Raw genomic sequence first — 21,436 nt, forward strand, 5'->3', positions numbered from 1 at the left:
ACGGTCGAGAGCGTCATGCGCCTTGATGAGTTCCGGTGCCATAGCAAGCGGGTTATAGTGCTCCGCGAGCGAGCGCTCCGGGTGCAGCGCGCGGGCATCGAGCACCTTCTTGCCCGCTTTAATAATTCGCTGCCGCGTTTTCTCGTCCAACTCTGGCACAGGGAAAGTATTCCACGTCAGAGTATTTGCGAACCGTAAGTCAGATTTAAGACGTCCTCCGATGGTCTTCTGCCATGTGATGAACATCGACGACGACGCTAGGGCAAACATTAGACCTTCTGGATCTTGAGCATGGAATACTAGGTCAGAAGCAATTACATCTGAAGGATACCTTTGTACGGTGAAATAAGAACGGCGTTCGCTTACTACCTTCGGTAGGCAGAGATAGTCAGTACTCGGCTGGGATCGCTGGCCGAATAAGTGCGGAGTTTCAGCCATTTTTCGTGTACTTGCCGCTTTGCTGTCAGCTCGGAAAGCCTTGACTGCTTCTAGCCGCTTTTTTAGCACCGGACTCTGGGCAATATCTGACGGTTCTACGTCTACAAGCCACAGACACCACCGGTCTAAGCCGTTCATTAACTCTCGACTACCCCGGAAAGGGCGAACATACTTCGCCGCTATTGGGTCACTTATAACCTCGTCATATTCGTCGACCTCAACGAGTAGGTTTCTTCCATCTCGGGCCATATTCCCGAAGACTGCGGGAGTAACTACAGGCGAGATGGGCGCTTTCGATTTCTCCACGAGCACGTCAGGGCCGTCTACTAGATAAGCATTAATGGACTGGCCTACTTCCACTGGGACTGGCTCGCCCTTTACATCGGGATAATCCCACAGACGTGGGCGTGGTTGACTCTCCTTATCCAAGCCAACAATGACGCAGTGGACAGCAGCTTTACCGGGAGCCTCAGAGTCCCACGCAAACGTGCGGTGTGCAAAACGTATGCGCCACCCTGCGTTGAAGATAGGCCCAAAAAGCCGTGGAACTTGATCACCTTGAGTAATTGAATTGGTGGTGACGAAAGCAAAACGACCCTTTCGGGACTTAAAGAAGTCCAAGCACTTCGCATGCCAGCCCGTGACGTAGTCCAAGCGTGAAATATCCTTAGTGCCCCACAAATCTCGGAGTTCTTGAGCTTGTTCAGCAGTTCTCGTCGCATGCCCCAAAAACGGCGGGTTACCGAAGATATAGATCTGGGTGGCAGAAGCTGGCAGTATGTCTTCCCACTCAAGCTGCAGGGCGTTGCCGTGGTGAATGTGGGCGGTGATCTTAATCGGCAACCGCTCCGGTGGCCTGCCCACAGCGTTGGCAAGCTCCTTATTCGCCTGATGGTCAACTAAGAACATGGCGGTCTCAGCAATTTTGGCAGGCCACCAATTCAGCTCGAAGCCGTAGAACTGCCCGATGGATAGTTTCTGCTCCCACTCAATATTGAGCGACATACCAGTCTCGCCGCGACGCTGGCGGATAGCGACAATGATGTCTGTTTCAATCCGGCGCAACTCCCGATACGCCAGAAGCAAGAAGTTTCCAGAACCGCAGGCAGGGTCACAGAACACCAGCTCGGCCAAAGAGTCGCGGAAGCGCTCCAACGCGGCCACCGACGTCGAGGGAGAAGACACCAGTTTGTCGGCCTCAGCCCGAAGCTCGTCCAAAAACAGCGGGCCGATGGTCTTCATGATGTTGGCTTTAGAAGTGTAGTGTTCGCCGTCGCTGCGGCGGGCCTCCTTCGATTTCACCAACTGGAACAACGAGCCAAAGACGGAGACGTCAATGGTTGACCAGTCGAAGTCGCAGGCAGCAAGTAAGGCTTCGCGCATCTGGTAGTCGAAGTACTCCGAAGCCAACGGTTCGGCAAACAACGCACCGTTGACGTACGGGAATTTCGCCAACGTTGACGGCAAACGCTTAGGACGCTTCGCCGGGGGAGTATTGAGTACGCTAAATAGCTCATTGAGCTGCGGGCCCAGAGACTCCGGGGTGGTTTCATTGCGCACAAAGTCGGCAAATAGGTGCGGGGTATCCCACAGGCCTGCGTCGTCGCCGAAGAGGAGGAAGAGGATACGGGTGAGGTAGATAGAGGTGCGCATGACACGCTCGTCTTCTTCCTCCGGCGTGGTGGGCGCTTCATCACCGACGGCTTCGTCGACGTCGTCGCCGTTCATGGCGCGGAACAGCTCCACCATTAACCGGGAGGCTTCCAGGGACGCCTTTTCTTCCTCCCGGTAGGCGGTGGTTTCGTAGTCGGCGAGGAAAGCGAGTTGTTCGACGTGATCGTCAATCTCCTCTAGGGGGAACGTAATGTCCCAGTCGGCGCTATCGCCGACATAGGTGCGGTTCAGGCGGGTTACCCGTAGGGTCTCGAAGTTGGAGCAGATGACGTAAGCTGGCATGTGCGAGTTCGCGATAGTACCGCCTAGCAGGTAATCGAGGGCCTGGGCATAAGCATCATCGAGCGGGACACTGAGGGATTTGGCCTCACCTATGACTTTGCCGGGCATGAACATGTCGATCTTGCCGGTACGCCCCGTCGAGGCGCGTTTAGCGCTGCGCTGATACAGATACAGGTCGCGGGCGTTGACCCCGAAGCAGTCCAGCAGGTCGCCCCAGAACTGTTGGTCGTGACTCGACTCGGTCGCAGGCCGGTTTTCTGCTTTCCATTGCTTAATGTGGGCAAGCCACCGGAGTTTGAACTCGGTGAGGTTGTGGCGAATGGTAGCGCGGTCGAAAACAGTCGTAGGGGCCATAACCATCAAGCATATAAGCCCACCCGCTGCCCGCCTGGCCGCGCGGGCACGTTAAGCCACTTTCCCACCGGAGAAAAAGAGCTGTGCATAACGCCCGGCACCCTCCTGCATGTCTTACGGGGAATGAAACCATGCAGGTGACACTACGTCCTGGTGAACATATGCTAAAGCATATGTTATAGCGTATGCCTTGCCATATGCTTAGGCATATGTCCTGCCATGCGGCAGGCACTGTGGGTGCGCAGATTTACCCTCACGCCGCCGACGCTTAGACGTTCTTCAACGCCCGATACACCGTAGGACGGGTGACCCCGAATTCCCGCGCCAAGGCTGCTTTCGACTCCCCCGCCAGTGTGCGTCGCTTAATCTCCGCCACTTGCTGCGGGCTAAGAGCAGGCTTGCGGCCTTTGTACTTGCCAGCCTTTTTCGCCAACGCAATCCCCTCCGCCTGGCGCTCGCGGATAATGGCCCGCTCAAACTCCGCAAACGAACCCAAAATACCGAGCATTAAATCCGCGCGCGGATCCGTGGTGTCTTTCGCAAACGCGAGATTCTCATGCAGGAAAGTAACAGTCACACCCTTGCCGGTAAGTTCATCAACAATACCGCGCAGATCGGTTAGCGAGCGGGCGAGGCGATCAATCGACGCCACGACGAGTTCGTCCCCGTCGCGCACATACGCCATACACTCGACAAGCCCAGGGCGCGCAGTCTTGGTGCGGCCGGAAATCTTATCCTCAAAGAACCGGTCAATCCTGCCGGAAGCGTTGAGTAGTTCTTTCTGGCGCTGATTATTTTGCTCCACCGTGGAGACACGGATATAGCCCACCCGCTGCCCATGCGAACCGGAGTCATTGCCCATTAGTCTTCGCCCCGCGAGAGTGTAGAGGCACCATTCTCCTGGGCGATGACCGCATCACGATACGGCTCAACCACCCGCGCCAAGTCAGACAACTGTGCCCCGTCGAGACCATCAGCGTCATGGAAACCGTCAGACGACAACATCACATTCACCACCTTCTGTAAGTCTAGGGCCTAGACCCCACTAGACACGTGTAAAACAATGCTAGGAACGACCCTATTGTACAGCAAACATTCTGCCGCAGGCACGTGTAACAATAGGGTGTGCCCTAAAAAGGCACTCTCACGAGATTTTCGCGTTTCACCTGGTCAGGCTGCGCAGATTTGCCCACACGGTTGCGGTTATCCACAGGGGTTGACCTGCAGTGATCTGTAAAACCCCAGGTCGTATATAACAGTAACTCAATAGGGCAATATGGCCGCGGGGCACCACAGTGCCCACCGCGGGCGGGTTAACCGTATGCAGTAGGCATACTCCCGCCTTCGCCTATCGGCTCAGTTGGGGGCTGCCGCGCGAATCAAAGATTCGCTTGCCACAAAGACACCCACACACCACCAACCAGTCCTGGTTGCGGGTGCGCCAGGGAGGAAGCAGACACTAAGCAAGGACATAAAAGGGGTGTGGTCGCCGGCGGAGCTGCCACCAGGGGGGCGGGGCGCTCAACGCGGGCGACCACTAGTCGAGAAGACCTTGGGGGTTAGCCCCCTCAACGCCACAATCTACAACCCCCACCCCAGTCGCGTGATGGAAAACGGTGAACCCACCGGAGGCGCGGACAGAGGGGTTAGTCGTAGACCTTCGAGCGGTGCCCAACGTCAACCACAACGACGACAACACGCGCGTCCACAATGTCAGCAATGATCCGATAGTCCCCCACACGCCAGCGCCACAAACCCGACTTATTGGCTGTTAATGCCTTACCTCGTAACCTCGGGTCCTCAAGGGCGCCAACCTCCCGCAGAAACTTACTCACCCTCCGCTGTTCAGCTGTATCGAGCTTCTTAAACGACTTCACCGCCCGAGGAGAAAAACTAATCTCCCAAGCCACACTCGCGCTCCAGCTGACTCAACGGCACAGTTCCCAACTCCCCGCGACGAACCTGAGCAGCCTCCTCCTCCAAGCGATACACATACTCCAGGTCAGCCAGATGTGCACTCAACGCTTCCCGGAGATAAAACGAACCCGGCCGCCCCGTACGTCGCGACAGCTCATCCAAACGCCGCTTCTGCTCATCATCGATACGCAAGCTAATCACCGAACCACTCATGTAAACATGTTTACAGGTTATGCGAGCAAGAATCAAGGGCTCACCACAGCCACTCAAGCAGCCGACAAGCCCTAGGGGTGTGTCCTACACGGCCGTGGCCTGAGCCTCGCCTAACGCACCGTATGCGGACATGTGCATAGGCATATATGCGCATACGCGCATGCGCGTGCAACACGAGACTGAAACCCTTTCCAGAATGTCGAGCTATGCGCAGAGCCGCATAAGCGCACATGCCCGTGGGGGCGGCAGGGACACCTCGCCACCTCGCGCCACCTGTGCGTACATGCGCTTATGCGCATGTACGCACGTGTCTCTCCCGGGTTTTGATCATTCCCCGCTTTAAGCTGGTCTTATGCCGCATATCGTCTCCACCATCCAGTCCAAGGGAGGCACGGGGAAGACCACCACCGCGATGTTCCTCGCCGCCGCCCTCACCGAGAGTGGGCATGACGTCGCCGTCTTGGACATGGACCCCCAGCAGTCCACTGTCCGCTGGTCACAGCACGCCGGCAACCTCGGGTTCCCCGTCATCAAGGCGGCAACGGTTCGCGATCTCAACAACCAGCTACGCCGCGAGACCTCTGCGGACTTCATTATCATCGACACACCGCCTGGGGTTAGCCAGTTCATTGGTGCTGCCGCATCGGTCGCTTCGATGATCCTGGTTCCCACGGGTGTATCCCCAATGGAGATTGATCGCACGCAGAGCACCCTGGAGGCCCTTTCCGGCCTTGATGCACCGGCGGCAGTGGTGCTCACCAACGTTGATCGGCGCGAGCGTCGTCCTCGACGAGGTGCACGCCCAGCTGGTCGGCAATGAGACCGCCGCGTTAGCGGATGTCGTGATCCCGACTCGGGCGGCGACCCGGCGAGCATTCGGAACCGTCCCGGTACTAACCGAGCCGTGGAAGGTGCCGGCAGACGAACTAACTCAAACGTTCGAGTAAAGAAGCGGAGAAAACACGATGGCTATCGGAGACATGCCCAAAAAGCCTGTGGCCAAGCAAGCGCCCCGGCAAGCCACCCCGTCGCAAAAGATGTTCGCGGACGCGGAAAGCCCCACCGCGCGAGTGAACCTCTACGTCAAAGACCCCGAACTACTTAAAGAGCTCAAGATCGCAGCACTAGAAGACGACACCAGCCTGTCCGCCCTGTTCGAACAGTGGGGCCACCAGTGGCTGATGGATAGAAAGCACACCCGGAACAACCGCTAGCCCGCGGTTGACTACAGTTCCATCCCATCATCGCGGGTGTTGGCACCCCACTACTGCTAGCTCTACTGGCCTTTCTGGTCTCGTGAAAGTACAGCTGAGGTTCAAGTCATTGCTCCCGGATCTTCTGTAGGCGCCACTGGAAGCCCGCTAGAGGCATCCACGTGTAGACGACCGGTATGAGGGCGATAATGACACACGTGATTTCAACGCCCCTACTCCAGTCGACCAATTTGAGCAGCGCATAGACAGCGAGAAGCACAAGCGCCGTGATGATGCTGTATCGAATGTAACTGTCGCGCTGATTCTTAACTTCCGCGATCTGGTCGATCCCTTCGGTACGCAGGGGCGTTGCGCCCGGTGCGGCACGGAAAATATGGAACGCTTCGTCGCTGAGAACATGCGACCACCCGGCGCCCCGGCACAGGTCGAAAAACTCCGGGTCGGGATCAGTCTCATAAACTATCTGATAGACCCAATCCTCAGCTGGCCCATCACGGAACGACCATCCATGTCCCATCAAAGCAGTTCCGTCCAGGTGTTTGCCCCTACGGGCCATGTCCTGAAAAAGCTTTGTTTCCCGGTCCTGATTGAAAGCCAAGCCGTTACTAAGACGAACGGTCATTGCTGAACCTCCTGAAGTAGTTGTTCCGCCCAGGCTGTGAACTGCCTGCGCTTGGTGACGTTTCTTTCGGCCACTACTGCCCCCGCCTCAGTAATGCGATAGAGGCGGCGACGACTATCCGACTCAACTTCCTCAATGAATCCCGCCTCGTTGAGCTTCTTAAGCGTCGTGTATGCCGACGCTGGACCAAGAGTCAACGCGCCTTCCGTGTTCTCCTGCAAGTACTGCATGATCGAATACCCATGCCTCGGTTCTCCAAGACTGAGAAGAATGGCTAACGCGACATCAGGAACACTCCCGTCATCAAACGGCGGTCTCTTCCCCACCTTATGTCACCTCCAGTTATATCTAGGTGCGTTATATCATCACATGATAATAGTACGAGCTGTCCATCAACTTCGCAATTTGGTGTCCCTATCTCAGGAGGCATGTCGGAGAGACTCGGCGCCCCGGCGCCCGAATGGATAAATTCCCCCAGCAGTCCAGGCGCCTGTTTCGGTAGGTGGCTCCCCTTCACCACACTCATTCCACCGCAAATCCTGACTGCCCTGGCCAGGGCTTCTCTCAACTTCTTGCCTACAGCTCCATCCCGTCGTCGCGGGCGTTAGTGCCCCACTCCTGCTAGTTGTTCTGGCCTGTCTGGCGACGTGGCTGGCCAAGCTGGGCAGACAGTGCATCAGAGAAGTCCTGCCCGCCCATCAGGTGATCCCGCACCAGCGCGTGAGCAAACCCGGTGATCGGTCGGCTCGGGTGGTTCCACAGCCCGGCATCGACCATCTCCTGCCACTGACGGCGCAACGCTAGGGTCTCCGGGGTCTCTCCGTTAGCCTGCACGGCCTTACGGTCTTCCGTCTCGGTGGCCACCTCGTCGGGGTCGCTAAGCTGCTGCCACAACGCCACCCGGCGATCTGCTGACTGGCCGTCCTTGCCAGTCACCGCCACGTGGGTCTTGATCCCGTGCTCAGTGGCCACCGCGCGCATCTGTACCTCGATGCCCTGCTTGGCCTGTCGCAGGGAAGCGATCTGTTCGCCCAGCGCCATCCGCTGGTCGTCCTCGGCGGAGTTCCCGCCAAACAGCTTGCCCAACAGTCCCTTCTTCTTCGGGCCTGTCCCAGGCCTCGGCGCTGGGCCTGGCAGGCCTGGAGGTCTTTACCGGTCTGCGTGGCTTGCTGATCCAGCTGGGTCCACTGGTCTACCGCCTGGTTGTACCGGTAAATAGCCTCCTGGTTGTCACGTGCGTGCTGGTAACCGGATTGGGCCTGGCCGGGGTTGTCGTGTAGCCAGGCCAGCAGGTGGCCCGGCACCATCTGCAATGGCCTGTCCTCATCAGCCCGTACCACCGGGGTGGTGCAAACATTGCGGTCGTCAGTCATCCACCGTTGGGTGCGCTTGTCTTGGCGCTGGGGCATCACCTCGGCCATCCGGGGGCCAGCAAACGGATCTGGCCTTGTGCCCTGGTTCGACGACAGCCGCTCCAAACTCCACTCCCGGCAGGCGGTCTCCCACACCTGGTGCGGGGCGGCATCCGACCGGTCACACTGGCAGGCTGCCGTGAGAAGATCCGCCGCGTACTGGGTCGATTTCCTGCGCTGGACTGGGGTGGGGTTGTGTCCATGCCCGGTCTCGGAGCCACCGGGGCACGTTCCACCAGATACAGCGAGTTATTGTCCCGACCTCGGATCATGGGCACATACACCGCTGCCCGATCGGCCTGGCCGACATTCATAACCACTCGGGATGAATCGACCGTGACCCCATGGCTGGAATGCCCGGTGGTGGCATACCCCAGCTGGCCATGGTTGGCGAGATACTCCCGTGGCACGACCACGCCCTGCTGGTCGTCGTCACAGCTGCGCAGCGTGACCTCACCTGCGCCGATCTGTTCAATCCTCCAGCGTTGACCGTTGCGCACCGGTGACCCGTCCTGGGTGGTCAACGAGTAGTCATTGCGGCGGGTGATGACCACATCACCAACAAAGCCCGTCTAGGGGTTGTTGGTCGTGCTCAGTCCACACTCCGGCCCCGTCGGGTCGATCCGGCCGAAATCAACAAGCACGCGCTGGGCCGCACGGTTCAGCGCGTCCACGGTGTCTTTATCCCCGGCGATCAGCAGGCTATCCAGCCCAGCCAACGTATCGGCCTTCCACCCGGCCATCGCATCGTTGAGCATGGCCGTGGGGTTACCGGCGTACAGCCTGTTTTCCTCGGCATAGCATGTATATACACACATACGCATGTCACTACCCAGGTAAATCCTTCCTGAATCTATTCTTTTTGTATGACTCGAGTAATTTCCGTAATTCAGTCGAAGGGTGGTACGGGAAAGACCACGCTTTCAGTAATGCTCGCAGAGGCAATTCGGAAGATGGGCTATACGGTCGCAGTCGCAGACGGCGACCCCCAGCAATCTGCCACCCGATGGGCAACCAAAGTGAAGGATTTTCCATTTCCTATCGAATCTGTCCGCAGCTCAAGTGATTTCTCTGGAATTGTCAGAAGGGGGAACAATCCGGACTTTCTTATAGTCGATACCCCTCCAGGTGGTTTAGCTTTCATAACCGAAAGCGCCGAGGCTGCCGATTTAGTCCTTCTTCCCACTGGTGTGTCCCCGATGGATATTGATCGAACTCAGGTAACGCTTTCTTGGCTAATAGAAATGGGGATACCAACAGCAGTTGTTCTGTCGAATGTCGACAGGAGGGAAAAACTTCTAGATGAAGTCCATGCCGAGCTGGAGGGTGATGAGACTGCAGCGCTTGCTGAAACAGTCATCCCAACTAGGGCGGCTACACGTCGTGCTTTCGGAACAAAGCCCAGCAGTACAAGGGTGTGGGATTCTTTGGCTCGAGAAGTAGTCGCAGCATTTGAGGATTAAGGGGTAAACAATGGCAATTCCAAAGGCTAAGAATAAGGCGCGGGAAGAATCGTCTGGGAATAGGCCGGAGAGCTCGCCTTCAACAAAGATGTTCGCTCAAGCTAATGATAAAGCGACACGTCTTCAGTTATACGTCCGCGATCGACAATTGATTAAAGAGCTCAAACTCGCTGCAGTGGAAGAAGAGAAGAGCATCTCCCAACTTTTTGAAGAGTGGGCAACACGATGGCTCGAGGAAAGAAGCTGATTACCTGGTGTATATACCTATATACGTGTATGCGTATATAGGTATATACGCATGTGGACACTAGCGCATTGACCTCGCTGTTTTCTAAAGCTCTGGACCTTGTTCTTCTTCAAGCTCGTCGGCGGGTGCTTGTTCGTCAGTGTGGTCGCTGTCGTTGGTAATGCTTTGCTGTTCGCCGCCGAGGCCTAGGCTGGCGAGGAAGTCGAGACCAGCTTGCGCGCCCTCGTGCAGTTCGCCGGCGCCTTCGTCTTGGGTGTTGTCGGTACTTTCGTCTTCTGCTGTGGTCTCGGGTGCTGGCTGCTCTTCCTCTATGGCGTTCTGGACGGTGGTGTCTTGTTCGTCGTGGTGAGCCTCGTCATTGTCTGGTTCGTAGGCAGCAGCAATGGTTTCTGCGACCATGTAGCGGATTGTCTCTTGTGCTGGCTCGTCTACGTCCAGGCGGCGTAGTTCGTAGGTGCGTTGTGCGGCAAGTAGGTTGACTTCATCGGCGATGTAGCCTGCATGATCGGAAACATCATGGGGGATTTCCTCTGCGCGCAAGCGTGTGGCGATGTCGGCGCGGTCGGCGAAGTCCATTTTCTCGCGGCGGATAGTATCGAGGCGCTGTTGAAGCCTCTGCGTGTGGTCATTGTCGTGTTGCGCGGCAGCGTGGAGGCGCTTGTTCCATTCTTCGGTGTCGTCGGCGCGGTAGCAGATTTCGTCCCACAGACCTGCCTCCGGCAAGTTAGCACCAGTATTCTCAATGGCCTGATGAGCTAAGCTGCGGCGCTGTTGCGCCTGTTCAAGACGCGTGTGCGCCTGGTCTATGCGGTGTTGGTACGTATCGTATCCGTCGGCGTCGTGGTCGTAGGCCCGCTCGGCTACCGGGCGGGTGTAGTCCTCTGCCAGTAGGCGGTGGTGCTCAATGTCTGCGCGGGCTGTTTCTTCGTCGCGAAGGGCTGCACTGTGGTCTGCCATGGCCTGCTCATAGGCGCGAATGCGCGCAGCATCAAGACGCACCTTCTGGTAGTTAGCCTGTACCTCATTGACAGCGGCATTCTTGTCCTCGTGGAGGCGAGTGGCAATGCTTGCCTCTTGCCAGGTCAGCGACTCAACCTTCGAGTAGGCAAAGCGTGCGTGCTCTGCCAGCACAGACTGGTTAAGCCGGTTGAGGTTTCCTTCTTTACCGGTAAGGCGGGTGGTCTCGGCGTGGTCGTAGGGGTTGTGGGTGCGCAGCCAGGTATCGAGTTCTATATCTGTCTGACCAGATACAGGCGGCAGCTGGTTACGCCTGCCGGTATCGCGCAGGCGGAGCTGTTCATCCAGGCGGTAGCGGATAAGCCGTGCTGGATCGTGGGCGTTGTCAATATCACGGGTAGCAGCGTCCATGACGGTGCGCGGGTCAATGCCTGCGTCAATAAGCCGTGCCCAGCCGTGGCGGATGGGTTCTACACCGTCGTCGCTGGCTTCAATTTTTAGGGCAAGGTCGCCGGGTAGGGTGTCGATCCAGTCCGGCAGGTAGGCGTCGATGAAGTCGTTGGTGGCTTCGTCTTTGCCCATAAGCCACAGGCCCATCATGCGATCGGGTGAGGTTTGCTCGTCTACGACCTCGGCGATGACCTCGCGTGCAGCCTTCGGAGTGGTATCGCGCGAGATTGCCTTATTAAAGACGTCCCTAGCACTCGGGGCGTGGTCTATGCCTTGGTAGTGGTAGTGGCCTTCCTCGGCAAGTTCATCTAGCTGGTGCTCGGTAACGGCATAGATGTGGTTGGCGATTTTGCCGCGTGTCAGTGCGACATACAGCCCGGCCCTATCGACGTGGTGGTCGATTACCGCGCGGGTGCAGTCCACGGTGCTGCCCTGGGCGCGGTGGACGGTAGCAGCATAACCTAGCTGCACATTGTCGTTGACGTAGTCTGCTGGCAGGCACAGTTCCTCGCCGGTGGTTTGGTTGCGTGCGGTGATACTGCCGTTCTCAGAAATCCCGGTGACGGTAAGCAGCGTGCCGTTGTTAATACGGGCACTCGTTGCGGTCTCGCCGTCGTAGAAAGTCTGGTTTTTGCGCGCCAGGATCGTATCGCCGACACCTGCTTTTTCGCCTCTAGAAAGCTGGGCTTCCATGGTGGTGTCCACAATGCCGTGGGCGATGTAGTGGGCGCGGATTGTCTCGTTGAGTGCTGCCACATCGCGGTTGGTGGCAGCAATAAGAAGGCTGGTTTTACCGCTAGAAATATCCGCCAGGTAGTCTGCTGCGGCCTTATCCAGCATGTCGCTGCGTGCGCCACCATTGACCCAACCACGCTGTGAGTAGAAGTCGAACGTAGACGAATCACCCTCACGCAGTCGCAAGCTGGTGGCGGATTGTTCACGGTCTCCGCCAAAGCGCACGACTTCGGATAGTTGATTATCAGTGCGACCAGAGGCGTTGACCATAGCGCCGAAAAGTCCGCCGTTTTCGACCGCGCCGAGCTGTTTATGGTCACCGATAAAGCGCACGACTGCGCCTGCTTCTTCGGCAATTTCTAGCAGTGATCCGATGTTAGGGGTCGAGGCCATGCCGGCCTCATCGACGATGATCATATCGCCTGCGTTAATAGAAACCGGAAGGTCTTTAAGGCTATGGCCGGGCTTTGTTGGGTGGTTTCCGCGCCAGGTGTAGGTGAGCTTGTCGATGGTACAAGCGTCAAAGCCTAAGTCTTTAGACAACACCTCTGCCGCCTGCGCAGACGGGGCCAGACCAATCACGTTGCGGCCCTCATTGGCCCACACGTTGACAACCAGACGCATAGATGCGGTCTTGCCGGTGCCTGCAGGGCCGACGCCGGTAGCGGCCAATGTGCCGCAGGTAAGTAGGTAACGCGCCATGGATTCCTGCCCGGCGTTAAGACGGAAACCAGCCTCAGCTTCGTGCTCATCCAGTGCCTTATCAATCGCGTGAGAGGGTGCAAATGCGGCCACCGGCTCGTTGAGTGCGGCCAGTGCTTTGTCTTCGGTATCGAGAATGTCCTGGGTGGTATAAAGCTCGCTATCAGCGCGGCCATCGCGGGCTTTACCTGCCGTGTTTTTGAGTGCCTCGGGCAGTTCCAGGACGTCAAAGTCATTCAAGGAAATGGCCTTATCGCGCACAATTGCTTCCACCACAGTGGCGTGGATAAGGTCGCGCTCGGCAAGTGAGGCGAAGCGATAGCCCTGGAGTTTTCCGCCCGCTGCAGTAGTTACATGCGAGGCGCGAAAGTAAGAGCGACGCCTGGTAACTGTGTCTAAAACCTCGTCAATAAGACCCGGAAGGTGTTCCTCTGCGTGAAAGGCTGGGCGCTTATCACGGGTGTCTTCTGCTACAAGTTGGGTAATGGCAGCGAGTTCTTCTGCCCCGTTTTCGCGGGCGGCAACTTCTTTTCTCCAGCCTGCGCGAAGCTCGGAAAGGCTTTCTGGTTCACGTTTTGCGTCACGGGTTTCCAAGATGGCTTGCTGCCACAAACGACCCACCTCAACTGAGTTCGGCGTAGCTCCACGCTCGGCAACAAACTCTTCCACGAGTCGCTTATAGACCGGCTGTGCGCCGCGTCGACGCTTGGAAAAAGACTCCATCAGCGACTCGGAAATACCGTCTATCTCCCACGTGGGTTCCTTATTTGCCCCGTGGTCACAGGCGGTGAATGTGTAGCCCATTTGGTTAGAAAGCAGGGTGTTCAAGATGGAGTCATAGCGGTGCGAAATCGACTGATGATCCTTCATCAACGTGTACCCATCGATAGACAACCAGCGTCCATCTTCGGTTTGAACCTTGTTAGATACCAGCACGTGCGAGTGCAGATCAGGGTCTCCTGCGCGCGTATCGTAGTGCTTAAATTCGGACGCGACGAAGCCTTTTGTCTTGACTTGTTCACGACCTTGCTTGCCAATTCGGGTAAACAATGCGTTGTCTTCTGCCCATGCAATAGCTTCCTTTACGGCCTGGTGGTGGAGCGCCTCAATGCGCCGCGCGGTCTTCTCATCGGACAACGCCCACGCCACCGACACGGACTTAGCAGGCGAGAAAGTCAGGTCGAAACCCGACACAGATTGCCGCACATTGTCCTTTAATCCGTTGACCCAGTTGACGATTTCCCGGCCCGATTGCGGCTCGACTCCGTGCTCTTCAATGAAGAATTCTCGGCCAATATCCTGGACTAATTCGGCGCGCTCTTGCTTGTTCATCAGCGTGCCAGCAGTCTGCCTATGGCGACGTTCCGCGTCACGAAGTGCTACCAAAACCGGAACATCATTCGTGAAGTTAGCAAACGGACGCCCCAGCTGGACGTCCTTGATTTTCTGCCCTTCGGACATCTTCATATCCGCATCTGGGTGCAGGCCCTCGCCGTATAGCGCGGCCATTTGCGACTCGGTGATTTCCCCACCTTGGGCGACCGTTTCGGTGTTCAAACCGGCCAGACCAGAACCTAACCACCGCCCTGGTGGGGTTCCTTTCGCGTCGTAATACTTCGACAAACTTGGCGCATCTGTTGGCCCATCATTGGTAGCCACAGAGCGCAACAGGTACTCATAACCTGTTCCGCTGTTGACTACGCGCAGGGTCATCATGCGCCCTAGTCTAGCAGCCAAAACCCGATTAACACTAAGAGTGCATATAGTGTGTGTCTGAAAGCGCGCTTGCGCGCGTCGTGGCAGGCCTATAGCGCTGTCGAAAGCCTGCAGGGGTAGTCCACTGATTGCTTCCGATTACGCCGAACTTCCCGCGTCGTGTTTGTGTCAGGAGCGGGGCGGTGTGTTCGCTGGCATTGTGGGTTTATGGTTACCGCAAGTAGAAGTTTGAAGAAGCGTCAGGAACTGCGCCAGCATCTCGAAGAAGGAAAGCGAAAGCTGCGCTACCGGAAAAAGAGCACCAACTCGTTGCTCAGCCTTATCGACCAGCGCGAGAAACTCGATGAAAAGATTGGCGAAGCCTCGCAAGTCATTATCGACCTAGGCGAGTCCAAAGAGCTTGTGCGCGAGCTCGTCGGTATGAGCCAGCGAGATTTCAACGCAATGCTCAAGACTGCTAAGGAGTCTTCTCCTAGTGTGAACGATTCACCTAGAGAAGACGAGTCGCATACTGGCGACAGTGAGCGCCAGGACGATGACGAAGCCGCCAGCACCACTAAGGGCGCTGGCGGCGATGGTAACCATGAGAAGGGTGGCCAGTAGAGAGAAAGACAGTCTTCGGCGTTGGTAACTGCGACTAATGTTGTTCGCTCGGGTCGTAGTACTCGTCGGGGTTGGCGGGCGCAGCGGCATACGTGTTGGAGTATGGCAAGTCGTTGGTCTCGTCCGTAGCGTGCTCGTAGTGGTCAGCCATGGAGCCAACCATCACGCCGAGGAAGGTGAGGAAGACCAGGCGATTACTCTGCCTAGTGCTCTGATGATTCCTGTCCCCAATCCTGCGCTTCGCATCTGGGCAATGAGCATCCAGACCGGCATGGCGATGAGTGCAGCTGGGGACATGATTGGTAGCCGATAAATGGCAGTGCGTCCACGGAGGCGTCCTTCCTCTCTGTGGCACCGCCGCTCATGATGCTGTTAAAGAGTTTGAGAAGACTCCTCCAGCCTTGCGTATGGTAAACAATGTTTACCATTGCTGCCAAGGAGAGGATACTTCATATGAAACAAGCACCCCACCCTTCCGGACGTGTGGTGTCTGTACGGATGCCAGATGAAATCATTGAACGACTCGACGCTCTCTGCGATAGGACAGAACGTAGTCGAGGTTTCTACTTGAAAATGGCTATTACAGCCATGCTTCCCAAACTAGAAGAATTCCATTGGAATCAAGTGGCTGCAGACTTCGAAGAGAAGACAATCAACAACTTGTTTAACCAAATAATGCTCAACGGGCTAAAAGACGAGTCCGAAGAACAAGAGTGACTCCACTAATGCCTTAGGTTCCGAGCAAGCTTCATCAAAGCAAACAGCCGATAAGGCTTCTTGGCAAGAGCCGCCACCATTACTAAATCTCCCAGTAAGTCACACTGATGTGATTTAATAGGCGGAGAAAACAAAAGCCGTACCCGGCACTTGCCGGGTACGCGGCGCGAGTGGCACACACCCTCGGTTCAAGTCCAGGGCGCGCACATTCCTCAAAACATGAGGAAACCCCCGCATCATCGAGCGCCAACTCTAGCGGGGGTCCAAAAACAAGCGACACCGTCCGTGTCGGTTAAGACTTTACCACTTCCACACGGACAGCGGGCAAAGCACAACACGGGCGGTGTCGATAATCCGAAAGGAGACAAGGCACCATGCAGCCCCCACACACGTCAGACGATTGGCGCGCCAAGCTCGAAGCAGCCAAAGAACTAGCCCGCAGGCAAGAACACGACGCCGCACAAGAACTCCTCCAAGCCCAAGACATCGGCTACACCTCCAAACTGTTTGTCCAAGCACTCTTCCCCTACCGCAAAACCGAGGGAAACAACCGCACCGTCGAAACACCACAGGGAACAATCACCATCCTCTCCCAACGAGGAGTCCCCTACGGCAAGTACCCACGCCTCATCATGGCCTACATCATCACCCGCGCCGTAGCTAATGCCGGTCGACTCAAAGAAGGCAAAATCACCCACGACGAAGCCTGCCGCATCCCACTAGGCCACTCCATGAGCCACTTCCTCCAAGCAATCGGCATCACCGGACGCGGCACAGGCGGCGCAACCGGAAACCTGAAAAATATCCGCGAGCAACTCCTACGCATCGCAGGTTCTTTCATCACTGTCCAAAGCGACGACGGAATTCACGCACGGGGCCGCAACACTCAGATCCTCGAAGACTGGAACCTCTGGTTCGACTCTCGCGACCCCAACCAGGGAAGCTTCATGGAATCAGAACTAGTACTCACCCCACAGTTCTTCCGCCACATTGCCGAAGCTCCCATCCCCATCGACCTCAACGTCCTGCGCGAGCTGAGCAAGCCCCGCGCAATGGACCTCTACATTTGGCTCACCGTAAAGCAATACTGGCTGGCGAAAAACAACCGCGAAGCCTACACCTTCACTTGGGACATGATCGCCGCCAACTTCGCAACCAAGATCCTGCAAACAGGCCAAGACTGGGTTAACTTCCGCAATGAAATAAAGAAAGCCATTCTTGAACTCACGACAGCGTGGCCAGAAGCAGGAATCGAAGCCAACACAGACGGTGTGACGGTCACGAGGACTGCCCCATCAGTTCAGCAGAAACCACCGCGCCCCGAACTCGACTAAAACGAACACGAACGACTAGCGCCCCTCCTGGGGCGCTTTCTTTTTACCCCAAAACAGCGTGCGCATATTTACCAATACGGCTGCGCATATTTACCAATACGCCAAAAAACTGCAGGTCGGGCTGCGCATATTTACCAATACGATGTTTTGCGCTGCGCATATTTACCAATACGGCTGCGCATATTTACCAATACGGCTGCGCATATTTACCAATACGGCTGCGCATATTTACCAATACAGAGCCACTTATCCACAGGGGTTTACCTGCGGGTTTACCTATTTTCCCAGGTGGCTTATAACTATATCCCTGTAGATCTATATCCCCACAGGGGATCAACCAACAAAACCGTTCAATACGGGTTACGGTTTAGGCTCCCGCCTCGCCTTCGGCTCGTTGGGCTGCCGCCCAAATCGCAAGCGATTTGGTTGCCACCAAACCCCCCATGGCTCACGGCCACCACTAAAGGTTCACCGCTGCCACCAAGACTAAAACACCACCCAAAATCCCTGACACAACCTCCATGTCCACACCGGCACGTACCCTTAACCGCTATGAGCCATTTCCTGCACGAGACCGTGCGCTCAGCGCGCGCTAAGTACCACGCTGCCTACGACATCGCCGAATACGCCACACAGCGCTACAGCGCCGCAAAGCGGCAACTCACCCCCCCGGGCCGGCCTGTCTTCGCTGTCATCGACACTGAAACCACCGGCTTTAAAAAGGGCACAGATCGCATCATCGAGCTAGCCGCAGTTCTACTCGATGACACCTTCACCGAAGTCGGTGCGTGGCACACCCTGATCAACCCAGGCGGGAAGAACATCACCAACTCCAGCATCCACGGGATTACGAACGACCTGGTCGCTCACGCACCACAATTCGAAGACATCATCACCGACTTTGCTTCCTTCATCGACAACATGGTGCTCATTGCCCACAACGCCCCGCTCGACGCAAAAATGCTTCTCGGCGAGATCAACCGCTTCGACTCCAACGACTCCATCTATCTGCCGTTTGTTGATTCCATCGCCTTAGCCAAGCAGGAACTACCCACCGGGCCGTATAAGCTGTCCTCTCTCCTCCAGCGCCTTGGGGTTGATAACCCGCGCGCGCACGCGGCAGTAGACGACGCAGCAGCCACCGGCGCCATGCTCAAAGCCCTCTACACACACCGCGCCCGCGAGGTAGCCCACCAAATCCTGCACCAAACTCACCCCTTCGACGCACGCCCAGTCACTAACCTAGGCCTTGCCCAGGCCCAGCGAGTAACCCGCTAATGGCCACCGAATGGGTCGAACAACGCCCCCAGGCTTGCCCGAATGGCCACCAGTGGAACACCCCCGGCAGTTTCCTTGCGGGCTGGAGCGCCGACAGTGGCATGGGACACCGCATCTGGACATGTCAAACCTGCTTCCACACCACCCACGCCCACGACCCACTACAGCTAATCCCCCGCCCCACGAGCTAAACGCCCCGCACTAACCCGCCACTTGGCCAACACCAACACGCGGATAGCGCCCAGGCGCACCAACTTCCCCCGATTAAGTACGGCAAGCACAGCTGTTCAACGAGTGCGTATGGTTCCTTCTCGCCGTGAAAACACCGATTAGATTCGGCGCTTCGGTTGACGAAACGTGCTTTCTTGCTACACTCAGCAGTATCAGCATGGTTGAGACAACCACGCTGCACATAAAAATAGCCCCAACCGACTGGTACTCGGCTGGGACTATCGGACCTAAAGGCCCATGTGAAGCATCGCGGTCACGAGCTTCACTGTTGCGGTCGCAAGTATTATGACCTTGGTAGCCACATCGAGACGGTTAGACTCAGTGGCATCAAGGTCTTTTCTTTTGCGACCGGGCGTTTCCAATGAGTGTCGACCCATTGGTCACCTCCCTAACGTCGTAGGGTTGTCCACTCGCCGACTAGGCGCGCAGAACAGCCCACGAACACGCGCGGACCCTACCGCGCACCGACGAGGAAGCTGCTCACCCCACCAGTAGCTGGCGTGGTTTGCAGACCACCATCACCGTAACACGCCCACACGCACGCCCTCCGGACGTTGTAAACCAGCCGGGGTACTACTCCCGCCCCTGGTTTTCCACAGGGCAAATAGCCCTCCGAAACTAAACCCCGGACGCTTCAGGGGCGCGTCCAGGAGCTGCGAGCCAAGGGCTTGTCTATGCGCGCTATTGCAACAGAAATTGGCTGCTCGGTGGGCACTGTTCACCGCTATGTCAAGGAAACGCTTGGATAGAACGAGCTGAAAGTGAACACAAAGTCTATTTCCTGTTACGTTTCCATCAACTCACTAGACCTTGTTATCTCAATGTTTTATGCTCCGGGAAGGAACCATATACCAATCACAGGTAGGTAATATCTATGAAGACACGTGGTCTCTTTATAAGCTCAATGGTTGCGGCTGCACTCGCATTTACGCCCTCAGGTACTGCAACTGCGGCTCCGGCTCCATCCCTAACTTCTTCCTCGGCCCCTATTAACGTTATGCCCTATGGATGGACAAAAGTAGATGCTCATCCAGACGGAGTGCCGAAAAAACAATGCGGCCCAGCCAACGATGGTGAAATGGTTGAAACCGAAGACATAGAGGGCGGTCGGAGACTATGGATATGCAGGCATATCAATCCAATTTTCAAGGAACCATACTGGGAATGGAGTGAAACTGTCCTCGCATAAAATAGTCTAGGAGAAAAATGAAGCTGACTCCACGAGCTGAACAGATTCTGAAAAAAGCTCAAGTAATAGCTCAAGAATCAGGGACTGAAACAACAGGTGCCGAGCATATACAACTAGCTTTGTTGCAGGATAAAGATTCAATCCCTTACCAAATAATTGATGGAGAATTTGGAGCAGAATCCTTATATAAAAAGCTATCTGCTTACTTAAACACGGAAGGGTACAAAACCTCCACCAATCGTGCAAGCTTTCTCACTTAATTATCTTCCATTAAAAAGACACGTTAACCAGTCAATATTTTGTTTGGTTAGCGTGTCTTTTCTGTTTGGAGTGTCTTAGGTTTTTAGGTCCGGGTGACTTGAGTGTTGTCCATTGATGCCCTGCCTGTGGGTGGGGAGAATGTATGAATGGTGAAGAAGTTCAGTAAACACACTCCCGAGCAGATTGTTCGCAAGCTGGATAAGGCTCGAGAACTCAGAGAATCCGGATCGACCACGGCTCAAATCCTCACCACGCTGGGGATCAGCGAAGCCACGCTGAACAGGTGGCAGGCAACCTATGGGGCGATGACCAAGAGCGAAGCTAAAGAGCTCCAGCGATTGCGCGAGGAAAACACGCGCCTCAAACGTCTCCTTGGGCAGGCAGAGCTGGAAAAGGCGGCATGGAAAGAATTATCGGAGGGAAACTTCTAAGCCCAGCTCGTCGTCATGATGCCGTCTGGCATCTCGATGGGCTGGGCTACTGCCACAGGCGTGCCTGCCAGATCGTTGGACTTTCTCGTAGTGCTTATCGGCGCGCTAGGATCCGTCAGGGCAAGCCGGATAAGCACGCGGACCTAAAAGCGTGGATGCACGAGTTCGCGCGTGATCACCGCCGGTGGGGACACCGGCGCGCCTGGAGGACCGCCCTCACCGAGGGGTATGGGATATGCCGGGAAACCTTCCGGAGGATTTGGCGTGAAGAAGGCCTGCGCGTCCTACCCAGGAAGAAGCGCAAACGCGTCGATGATCACGGCCAGCGCGATGTTCCTGCCGCCCAGTACCCGAACGACGTGTGAGCGCTGGATTTCCAGTTCGATTCAACATGGCACGGCAAGACGATCAACATCTGCACCATCATCGATGAATACACTCGCGAGCACGTCGCCTTCACGGTCGACAAGAAGATCGACGCGAACTCGGTGATCGAGCTGCTCGACCTCGCTTGTTGTGACCAAGGCGGGCGCCCGCGGGTGATCCGGATGGATAACGACCCTGAGTTCATCGCTCATGCGCTCAACGAATGGGCTGGGGAGGATGAAACGATTCAGGCGTTTATCCCGCCAGGCCAGCCCTAGCATAACGGGTATGTCGAGTCTTTCCACAACCGAATGCGTGACCAACTCTTAGAAGACAACAGCAACGAGAATCTCGAACACGCACGGATGCTCATGGCCCAGTGGTCGCAGCGGTACAATAACTTCCACCCGCATTCCTCGCTGGGCCACCTCAACCCGCGGAAGTATGCGGAACAATGGAAACATGAAAACACGGTCAACGCTTAAACCAACTGGACCGAATTCTTAGGCCACCCCAGAAGTAGACGTCGTAGAGTTCAAACTCCAGTAATTCAAACAAGCGAAAAGCGCACTTACCCTTTTGCAGAAGCAGTAAAACTACAGCCAGGGTTTGTAACTAAGGGGAATGCTT

General features: G+C 56.3%; 22 protein-coding genes and 1 pseudogene. 14 read left to right on the forward strand and 9 right to left on the reverse strand.

What is annotated here, in order from left to right:
• From VVR85_RS10910 to VVR85_RS10925, 4 genes are all read right to left on the reverse strand, one after another.
• A partial coding sequence (locus VVR85_RS10910; protein WP_368520900.1) for a DNA methyltransferase occupies nt 1–2,748 on the reverse strand: 2,748 nt, incomplete at its 3' end.
• Nucleotides 2,749–3,016: 268 nt separating this feature from the next.
• The gene (locus VVR85_RS10915; RefSeq protein WP_368520901.1) at nt 3,017–3,610 is read right to left on the reverse strand and encodes a recombinase family protein; all 594 of its coding nucleotides are present in this window, start codon (nt 3,608–3,610) and stop codon (nt 3,017–3,019) included.
• Nucleotides 3,611–4,394: 784 nt separating this feature from the next.
• Entirely contained in the window at nt 4,395–4,658 is a 264-nt protein-coding gene (locus VVR85_RS10920; protein WP_368520902.1) for a type II toxin-antitoxin system RelE/ParE family toxin, read from the reverse strand.
• Nucleotides 4,642–4,878, reverse strand: a complete 237-nt coding sequence (locus VVR85_RS10925; RefSeq protein ID WP_011013307.1) for a ribbon-helix-helix domain-containing protein — start codon at nt 4,876–4,878, stop codon at nt 4,642–4,644. Before VVR85_RS10925 ends, VVR85_RS10920 begins: the two co-directional genes overlap by 17 nt.
• A 352-nt stretch (nt 4,879–5,230) precedes the next feature.
• Between VVR85_RS10925 and VVR85_RS10930 the strand changes: the two genes are divergently transcribed.
• Both VVR85_RS10930 and VVR85_RS10935 read left to right on the forward strand, forming a co-directional pair.
• Complete coding sequence (locus tag VVR85_RS10930; protein ID WP_368520903.1) at nt 5,231–5,698, forward strand: ParA family protein; 468 nt, start codon at nt 5,231–5,233, stop codon at nt 5,696–5,698.
• Between the two features lie 160 nt (nt 5,699–5,858).
• A complete protein-coding gene (locus VVR85_RS10935) occupies nt 5,859–6,092 on the forward strand; it encodes a peptide transporter (RefSeq protein ID WP_368520904.1) in 234 nt (77 codons plus the stop codon).
• Between the two features lie 106 nt (nt 6,093–6,198).
• Here the strand turns inward: VVR85_RS10935 and VVR85_RS10940 are convergent, their stop codons facing one another.
• The 4 genes from VVR85_RS10940 to VVR85_RS10955 form a co-directional block, all read right to left on the reverse strand.
• On the reverse strand, nt 6,199–6,714 hold the full coding sequence (locus VVR85_RS10940; RefSeq protein ID WP_368520905.1) for a DUF2812 domain-containing protein: 516 nt from the start codon (nt 6,712–6,714) through the stop codon (nt 6,199–6,201).
• The gene (locus VVR85_RS10945; protein WP_368520906.1) at nt 6,711–7,040 is read right to left on the reverse strand and encodes a PadR family transcriptional regulator; all 330 of its coding nucleotides are present in this window, start codon (nt 7,038–7,040) and stop codon (nt 6,711–6,713) included. The genes VVR85_RS10940 and VVR85_RS10945 overlap by 4 nt, the downstream gene beginning before the upstream one ends.
• Nucleotides 7,041–7,335: 295 nt before the next feature.
• Nucleotides 7,336–7,800 (reverse strand): hypothetical protein, encoded by a 465-nt coding sequence (locus VVR85_RS10950; protein ID WP_368520907.1) that lies wholly within the window; start codon nt 7,798–7,800, stop codon nt 7,336–7,338.
• 898 nt (nt 7,801–8,698) lie between these two features.
• The gene (locus tag VVR85_RS10955) at nt 8,699–8,944 is read right to left on the reverse strand and encodes a hypothetical protein (protein ID WP_368520908.1); all 246 of its coding nucleotides are present in this window, start codon (nt 8,942–8,944) and stop codon (nt 8,699–8,701) included.
• A 48-nt stretch (nt 8,945–8,992) separates the two neighbouring features.
• Here VVR85_RS10955 and VVR85_RS10960 point away from each other — a divergent pair, with 48 nt between their 5' ends.
• Together VVR85_RS10960 and VVR85_RS10965 are read left to right on the forward strand one after the other, a co-directional pair.
• A complete protein-coding gene (locus tag VVR85_RS10960) occupies nt 8,993–9,589 on the forward strand; it encodes a ParA family protein (RefSeq protein WP_368520909.1) in 597 nt (198 codons plus the stop codon).
• 10 nt (nt 9,590–9,599) lie between these two features.
• On the forward strand, nt 9,600–9,836 hold the full coding sequence (locus VVR85_RS10965; RefSeq protein WP_239275127.1) for a peptide transporter: 237 nt from the start codon (nt 9,600–9,602) through the stop codon (nt 9,834–9,836).
• Nucleotides 9,837–9,920: 84 nt separating this feature from the next.
• Here the strand turns inward: VVR85_RS10965 and mobF are convergent, their stop codons facing one another.
• Nucleotides 9,921–14,396 (reverse strand): MobF family relaxase, encoded by a 4,476-nt coding sequence (gene mobF, locus VVR85_RS10970; RefSeq protein ID WP_368520910.1) that lies wholly within the window; start codon nt 14,394–14,396, stop codon nt 9,921–9,923.
• Nucleotides 14,397–14,624: 228 nt separating this feature from the next.
• Between mobF and VVR85_RS10975 the strand changes: the two genes are divergently transcribed.
• From VVR85_RS10975 to VVR85_RS11020, 10 genes and pseudogenes are all read left to right on the forward strand, one after another.
• Complete coding sequence (locus VVR85_RS10975) at nt 14,625–14,999, forward strand: 3-deoxy-D-manno-octulosonate 8-phosphate phosphatase (RefSeq protein WP_368520911.1); 375 nt, start codon at nt 14,625–14,627, stop codon at nt 14,997–14,999.
• A gap of 453 nt (nt 15,000–15,452) precedes the next feature.
• Nucleotides 15,453–15,716 (forward strand): ribbon-helix-helix domain-containing protein, encoded by a 264-nt coding sequence (locus tag VVR85_RS10980; RefSeq protein ID WP_368520912.1) that lies wholly within the window; start codon nt 15,453–15,455, stop codon nt 15,714–15,716.
• 374 nt (nt 15,717–16,090) lie between these two features.
• Nucleotides 16,091–17,050, forward strand: a complete 960-nt coding sequence (locus VVR85_RS10985) for a replication protein RepA (RefSeq protein WP_368520913.1) — start codon at nt 16,091–16,093, stop codon at nt 17,048–17,050.
• 552 nt (nt 17,051–17,602) lie between these two features.
• A complete protein-coding gene (locus VVR85_RS10990) occupies nt 17,603–18,328 on the forward strand; it encodes an exonuclease domain-containing protein (RefSeq protein ID WP_368520914.1) in 726 nt (241 codons plus the stop codon).
• 884 nt (nt 18,329–19,212) lie between these two features.
• Nucleotides 19,213–19,308 (forward strand): helix-turn-helix domain-containing protein, encoded by a 96-nt coding sequence (locus tag VVR85_RS10995; protein ID WP_368520918.1) that lies wholly within the window; start codon nt 19,213–19,215, stop codon nt 19,306–19,308.
• A 457-nt stretch (nt 19,309–19,765) separates the two neighbouring features.
• Entirely contained in the window at nt 19,766–20,008 is a 243-nt protein-coding gene (locus VVR85_RS11000; RefSeq protein WP_368520915.1) for a Clp protease N-terminal domain-containing protein, read from the forward strand.
• Nucleotides 20,009–20,155: 147 nt separating this feature from the next.
• Nucleotides 20,156–20,440, forward strand: a complete 285-nt coding sequence (locus tag VVR85_RS11005; RefSeq protein WP_368520916.1) for a transposase — start codon at nt 20,156–20,158, stop codon at nt 20,438–20,440.
• Nucleotides 20,410–20,805, forward strand: coding sequence for an IS3 family transposase (locus VVR85_RS11010; protein ID WP_368520917.1), 396 nt, complete (start codon nt 20,410–20,412; stop codon nt 20,803–20,805). Before VVR85_RS11005 ends, VVR85_RS11010 begins: the two co-directional genes overlap by 31 nt.
• A gap of 60 nt (nt 20,806–20,865) precedes the next feature.
• Complete coding sequence (locus VVR85_RS11015; protein WP_368520919.1) at nt 20,866–21,084, forward strand: transposase family protein; 219 nt, start codon at nt 20,866–20,868, stop codon at nt 21,082–21,084.
• A 12-nt stretch (nt 21,085–21,096) separates the two neighbouring features.
• A pseudogene (locus VVR85_RS11020) lies at nt 21,097–21,291 on the forward strand (integrase core domain-containing protein); the annotation flags it as partial.
• Between the last annotated feature and the right edge of the window lie 145 nt (nt 21,292–21,436).

Source organism: Corynebacterium sp. LK2590 (assembly GCF_040946105.1).
Classification (GTDB): Bacteria; Actinomycetota; Actinomycetes; order Mycobacteriales; family Mycobacteriaceae; genus Corynebacterium.